Annotated in this window: 1 protein-coding gene; it reads left to right on the forward strand. The window is 78.2% G+C overall.

Annotated elements, in window-relative coordinates; genetic code table 11:
* The coding region (locus tag G3I42_RS00865) for an NUDIX domain-containing protein (RefSeq protein ID WP_164281939.1) at nucleotides 1-1,475 on the forward strand (1,475 nt) is incomplete at both ends.

Genomic DNA, 1,475 nt, shown 5'->3' on the forward strand with positions numbered 1-1,475 from the left:
GACGCGCTCGCGCTGCGGCTCGCCGCGACGGACTCGCGCGCGTGCGCGCTGACGGTCCTCGGGACGGGCCCCGGGCTGCTGCTGCCCGCCGGGCCCGCCACGACGCCCGCGCTCGCGACCGGCGACTCGCTCGCCTATCTCGTCGTGCGCCCCGACGAGGACGGCGGGGAGGGGATCTGGCAGGCGGGCGCGGCCTGGACGGGCCCCGAGGGTTCCCGGCTCGCCGCCGCGCTGGAGAAGGCGCTCGGCGAGGGGGCCTGCGACGCGGAGGTGAGCTGGTCGGCGCACGTGACGGGAGCGGGCAGGCTCGTGGTGAGCGCGGAGGACCTGCGCGGCTATCTCGCGGAGCACGCGGCGCCGGCGGGCTGTGCCGATCTCCTGATCAGGGACGCGCACGGCCGGGTGCTGCTCGTCGAGCCCACGTACAAGGACGGCTGGGACCTGCCGGGCGGGATGCTGGAGGACGAGGAGCCCGCGCACGCGGCGGTGCGCGAAGTGCGCGAGGAACTGGGCATCGAGGTGTTCGCCGGGCGACTGCTCGTCGAGGACACCGTGCCGCGCGGGCGCTGGGGCCGCTCGATCGTCGCGCGGATCTACGCGGGGCACCCGCCGCACGAGGTGCGGATCGAGGCGCTGCGGCTCGACCCGGGCGAGATCGCGGCGGCCGAGTTCGTGAGCGAGGAGGAGGCGCTGCGGCGGGTCCCCGAGGAACTGGCGAAGCGGCTCGCCGCCGCCTTCGTCGCCGAGCACGACGGCGAACTCGCCGAACTCCACGACGGCGTGCCGCGCACGACGCCCGCCGAGCGGCTCGCCGCGCAGGCGCGCGGGGCCCGCCTCGCCCTCGCGGAGCGCCTGACCGAGCGCGGGCTGCTGAGCGGCGAGCGGCTGCGCGAGGTCTTCGTCGCGACGCCCGTGGAGCTCCTGCTCCCGCAGGTCTACGCGCCCCGCCCCGGGCCGCGCGGGCACGACGGGATGCTCCAGTTGATCGACTGCCGGGTGCCGCGCGAGCTGGGCGAGTGGCTGGGCCTCGTCCACGGCGAGGCGCCGCTCGTCGTGCGGTACGGGGACGAGCGGCCCTGCGAGCGCCCGGCGGGGCGTGTCGTACCGGCCCACGGGCCGCTGGGCCTCGCCGCCTCCCCGTACCTCGGGCTCGTCCTGCTCCAGCACCTCGCCGCCGAGGCGGGGTCGGCGGTCCTGGAGTACGGGGCGGGGACGACGACCGCGCTCCTGTGCGCGCTCAGCGGGCGGGTCCACGCCGTGGAACCCGATCCGCTGCTCGCCGTGGGGGCGCACGACGGGCTCACGGCGCTGGGGCTGCGCGCCGGGGTGACGTCCTGCGCGCCTCCCGATCTCCGCTGGGACCGCGTCCTCGTCTCCCGGCTCGCCACGGGGCTGCCCGCCGGGGCCCCGGGACGGCTCTCGCCCGGCGGTGTCCTCGTCGCCGCGCTCCTCGCGCCCGGCACGGCGCGGCCCGC

Source organism: Streptomyces sp. SID11385 (genome assembly GCF_010548245.1).
Taxonomy (GTDB): domain Bacteria; phylum Actinomycetota; class Actinomycetes; order Streptomycetales; family Streptomycetaceae; genus Streptomyces.